The sequence below is a fragment of the Streptomyces sp. SM10 genome, from assembly GCF_002910915.1.
GTDB lineage: Bacteria > Actinomycetota > Actinomycetes > Streptomycetales > Streptomycetaceae > Streptomyces.
The window spans coordinates 1-4,443 of the sequence record NZ_NEUF01000186.1 but is presented as its reverse complement, the minus strand read 5'-3'; the positions used below and the strand labels follow the sequence as shown (position 1 = coordinate 4,443).

The following is a 4,443-nucleotide window of genomic DNA, read 5'->3' as shown; positions in this document are numbered from 1 at the left end:
CGTACGGGGCCTGCGTGGGGTTACGCGGGCTTCTCCTCCAGGCGCGGGAACAGCACCGCGCCCTTCGTCACCGTCGCGCCGACGGGCAGCTGACCCCAGCGGCCCGCGTCCTGGACCGGCCGGCCGGCCAGCGCGCCCAGGGACGCCTCGGCGCCCAGGGAGTCCCACAGCTTCTGCGAGGTCTCCGGCATCACGGCGTTCAGCAGGACCGCGACACCGCGGAGCGACTCGGCCGCCGTGTAGAGGATGGTCGCGAGGCGGGCCTGTCCCTCCGGGGACGTGTCCTTGGCGACCTTCCAGGGCTCCTGCTCCGTGATGTAGCCGTTGACCTGCTTCACGAAGTCGAAGACCGCCAGGATGCCGCCCTGGAAGTCCAGCTCCTCACCGATCTTCTGGTCGGCTGTGGCGACGGCCTGGGCGAGGCCCTCCTGGACCGCGCGCTCGGCGTCACCGGCGGCCGTGGCCTCCGGGAGCGCACCGCCGAAGTACTTGCCGACCATGGCCGCGACGCGCGAGGCGAGGTTGCCGTAGTCGTTGGCGAGCTCCGAGGTGTAGCGGGCGCTGAAGTCCTCCCAGGAGAACGAGCCGTCGCTGCCGTAGGCGATGGCCCGCAGGAAGTACCAGCGGTAGGCGTCCACACCGAAGTGCGAGGTCAGGTCCTGCGGCTTGATGCCGGTCAGGTTCGACTTGGACATCTTCTCGCCGCCGACCATCAGCCAGCCGTTGGCGACGACCTTGCCGGGCAGCGGCAGTCCCTGCGCCATCAGCATGGCCGGCCAGATGACCGAGTGGAAGCGCAGGATGTCCTTGCCGATCAGGTGCACGTCCGCCGGGAAGGTGGCGTCGAACTTCTCCTGGTTGGCGCCGTAGCCGACCGCCGTCGCGTAGTTGAGCAGCGCGTCGATCCACACGTAGATGACGTGCTTCGGGTCCCACGGGACCGGGACGCCCCAGTCGAAGGTCGAGCGGGAGATCGACAGGTCCTGGAGGCCCTGCTTGACGAAGTTCACGATCTCGTTGCGGGCGGACTCGGGCTGGATGAAGCCCGGGTTGGCCGCGTAGAACTCCATGAGCTTCGGGCCGTACTCGCTGAGCTTGAAGAAGTAGTTCTCCTCCTTGAGGAGCTCCACCGGCTTCTTGTGGATCGGGCACAGCTTCGTGCCGTCCTCGGCCTCGATCAGGTCACCGGGGAGCTTGTACTCCTCGCAGCCCACGCAGTACGGGCCTTCGTAGCCGCCCTTGTAGATCTGGTCCTTGTCGTACAGGTCCTGCACGAACTCCTGCACACGGTCGGTGTGCCGCTTCTCCGTGGTGCGGATGAAGTCGTCGTTCGCGATGTTCAGGTGCTCCCAGAGGGGCTTCCATGCCTCCTCGACGAGCTTGTCGCACCAGGCCTGGGGCGTGACGTCGTTCGCCTCGGCCGTACGCATGATCTTCTGACCGTGCTCGTCCGTGCCGGTGAGGTACCACACCTTCTCGCCGCGCTGGCGGTGCCAGCGGGTGAGCACGTCGCCTGCGACGGTCGTATAGGCGTGCCCCAGGTGAGGAGCGTCGTTGACGTAGTAAATGGGGGTCGATACGTAGAAACTCTTCACGCCGTCGCCCCCTTGCTTCTCGGATCCAGTGGCCGCCATGGTCGAAATCCTAACGGCCCGGGGGAGATCCACTCACATCGATATCGCCCGCTCCGGCTCCGGAGAGCTTTGCGAAACATCCTTTCCCGTACCAAAGACGCATCCTGGGAGGAGTGGGCACGCGTGCACGAGGCAGGGGACAACACGATGCGGGTACTGGTCGCCGAGGACGAGGAGATCCTGGCGGAGCTGGTGGCGACCGGGCTGCGGAGGGCCGGATTCGCCGTCGACACCGTGTACAGCGGCGACGCGGCTCTCGCCTATCTCGGGCTGCACGACTACGACGTCGTCGTCCTTGACCGTGATCTTCCCCGGGTGCACGGCGACGACGTGGCCCGCAGGCTCGTGTCCGCCGGCTCGCGGACCAGGATCCTGATGCTCACCGCCTCCGGGACCATGGAGGACCGGGTGGAGGGGCTCGATCTGGGCGCCGACGACTACGTGAGCAAACCCTTCGAATTCCCCGAGCTGGTCTCCCGGGTGCGCGCCCTGCGCCGGCGCAGCGCGCGGCCCGTGCCGCCGCAGCTGGAGAGACACGGCATCCGCCTCGACACCGCCCGGCGGGCCGCGACCCGGGACGGGCGGGACCTGGATCTGTCGCCGAAGGAGTTCACCGTGCTGCAGCTGCTGCTGGAGGCCGACGGGGGCACGGTCAGCGCCGAGGAGCTGCTGGAGCGGGCCTGGGACGCCAACGCCGACCCCTTCACCGGGGCCGTCCGCGTCTGTATGAGCAAGCTGCGCGCCAAGCTCGGCGAACCCGCGCTGATCCGCACCGTGCAGGGCGTCGGGTACGCCCTGTGAGCCGGCTGCTGGGGCTGGTGCGGGCGGCGGGAGCCCCTCCGGTCCGGCACACGACGATCCGGATGCGGATCGCCCTGGTGTACGGCGGTGTCTTCCTGGTCCTCGGTACGGCGCTGCTCGCCACGGTGAACCTGGCCTCGCGCGCCGGTACCGACTCGCAGGCCCGGGCCATCGCCACGTCCGCGGCCGTGGCCCAGCCGGGATTCGCGGTCAACGGCCCGCTGCACACGCGGGGCCGCCTCGGTCCGCCCACGGTCTACGACGTCACCGACGACGTCAGCGAGGCCGCGAGTCGGGAGCTCCTGTACTGGTCGGTCGCGGCCCTGCTCGTGATGACGGGCTGCGCGGTCGGTGTGGGCTGGTGGACCGCGGGGCGGGTGCTGCGGCCCGTCCACGCGATGACGGCGAAGGCGAGGCGGCTCTCCGAGCACACCCTGCACGAGCGGATCGCCTCCAGCGGCCCGGACGACGAGCTGAAGGAGCTGGGGGAGACGCTCGACGCGCTGCTGGCGCGGCTGGAGAGGGCTTTCGACAGCCAGCGGAGATTCATCGCGAACGCCTCGCACGAGCTGCGGACCCCGCTGGCCACCCAGCGGGCGGCGATCCAGGTGGGCCTCGACGATCCGTCGCCGGAGGACCTCGTACGGACCCGGCAGACGCTGCTGGACAACAACCGGCGCAGCGAGCGGCTCATCGAGGGGCTGCTGGTGCTGGCGCGCAGCGAGCGGGGGCTGGCGAGGAGCGAGAGCACGGAGGTCGACCTGGCGCGGGTGGTGACGGAGGAGACCGCGCGTCGTCCTCCGGCGGCGACGGGTCGTGCGGCGGAGTCCGGCCCGGAGGTCACCGTCGCGGTCGAGCCCTGCGTCGTACGGGGGAACCGGCAGCTGCTCGCGCAGCTGGTGGCGAATCTGCTGTCCAACGCGGTGCGGTACAACGTGCCAGGCGGCCGGGTGGAGGTGTCGCTGTCGGCGGACGGGTCCCTGGCGGTCCGCAACACCGGGCCGGTGGTGGCCGAGGGGGACATCGCCGGCTTCTTCCAGCCGTTCCGGCGCGGGGAGGGGCGGGACCGGATGGGGCAGGGCTCGGGGCTCGGACTGTCGATCGTCCGCTCCATCAGCGTGGCCCACGGCGGTACGGCCACGGCGGTACCCGGCCAGGAGGGCGGGCTCGCCGTGACCGTACGGCTGCCGGTGGGTCAGCCGTGTGCGGTGACCCCGCGGGCGGCGGCCCAGGCGGGCAGTCCGGCGAGCACCTCCCGGTAGAACGTCGCGTCGGGCACCTCGCGCGGGGCGGGGCCCGCGTGGAAGAACCCGGCGTTCCCGGCATCCAGCCTGCGCAGGAAGTCGAAGCCCTTCGCGTCCTCGTCGCCGAAGGCGACGAACTGGAAGAACAGCGGCAGCCGTGCCGCGTCCGCCAGAGCCTGCTTGGCCGCCACCTTGGCGTCCGGGGCGCCGTCCGTCTGGAAGATCACCAGTGCGGGGCCGGTGGCTCCGGACTTCTCGTAGTGCGTGACGACCTCCTCGACGGCCCGGTGGTAGTTCGTACGGCCCAGGCGGCCGAGCCCCGCGTGCAGCTCGTCGATGCGGCCCTCGTGGGAGGTGAGGTCGATGGCCCCGGTGCCGTCGATGTCGGTCGAGAAGAAGACGACGGGCACGGTGGCGTTCGTGTCCAGCTGCGCGGCGAGCGCGAGGGCGCGGTCCCCCAGGTGCTGGGCGCTGCCGTCCTTGTAGAACGGGCGCATGGACCCGGACCGGTCGAGCACCAGGTACACGGTGGCGCGCATTCCGGTGAGGCCCTGGGCCTTCAGCGCGGCCTGTGCGGCCTTGTACGGGGCGACCAGCCCGGGCGCCGCGGTCTTGACCCGGGCGAGGGTGACGGCGGGCCTGCCCGCGGGGGCGGCCGCCTTGACCACGGGCGCGGGCCCGGCGACGACGGGCTCGGCAGCGGTCTCGGCCACCGGTTCGACGAGCGGCTCGGCGGCGACGACGGTCTCGGGCGCCGCGACGGG

The 4,443-nt window shown here is 71.0% G+C and carries 4 protein-coding genes; 2 read left to right on the top strand and 2 right to left on the bottom strand.

Annotated elements, in window-relative coordinates; genetic code table 11:
• Positions 1 to 20 precede the first annotated feature (20 nt).
• A complete protein-coding gene (metG, locus tag B9S57_RS31575) occupies positions 21 to 1,634 on the bottom strand; it encodes a methionine--tRNA ligase (protein ID WP_103760584.1) in 1,614 nt (537 codons plus the stop codon).
• 147 nt (positions 1,635 to 1,781) lie between these two features.
• Between metG and B9S57_RS31570 the strand changes: the two genes are divergently transcribed.
• A complete protein-coding gene (locus B9S57_RS31570; protein ID WP_181011553.1) occupies positions 1,782 to 2,435 on the top strand; it encodes a response regulator transcription factor in 654 nt (217 codons plus the stop codon).
• Positions 2,436 to 2,497: 62 nt separating this feature from the next.
• Positions 2,498 to 3,697, top strand: coding sequence for a cell wall metabolism sensor histidine kinase WalK (locus tag B9S57_RS31565; RefSeq protein ID WP_103760734.1), 1,200 nt, complete (start codon positions 2,498 to 2,500; stop codon positions 3,695 to 3,697).
• Here B9S57_RS31565 and B9S57_RS31560 read toward each other — a convergent pair.
• Positions 3,631 to 4,443, bottom strand: an 813-nt coding sequence (locus tag B9S57_RS31560; RefSeq protein ID WP_258036720.1) for a VWA domain-containing protein, incomplete at its 5' end; no start/stop codon positions are given. The genes B9S57_RS31565 and B9S57_RS31560 overlap by 67 nt on opposite strands.

Coding starts and splice junctions, on each gene's coding strand:
- metG (WP_103760584.1), bottom strand. CDS start 1,634: ATGGCGGCCACTGGATCCGAGAAGCAAGGGGGCGACGGCGTGAAGAGT.
- B9S57_RS31570 (WP_181011553.1), top strand. CDS start 1,782: ATGCGGGTACTGGTCGCCGAGGACGAGGAGATCCTGGCGGAGCTGGTG.
- B9S57_RS31565 (WP_103760734.1), top strand. CDS start 2,498: ATGCGGATCGCCCTGGTGTACGGCGGTGTCTTCCTGGTCCTCGGTACG.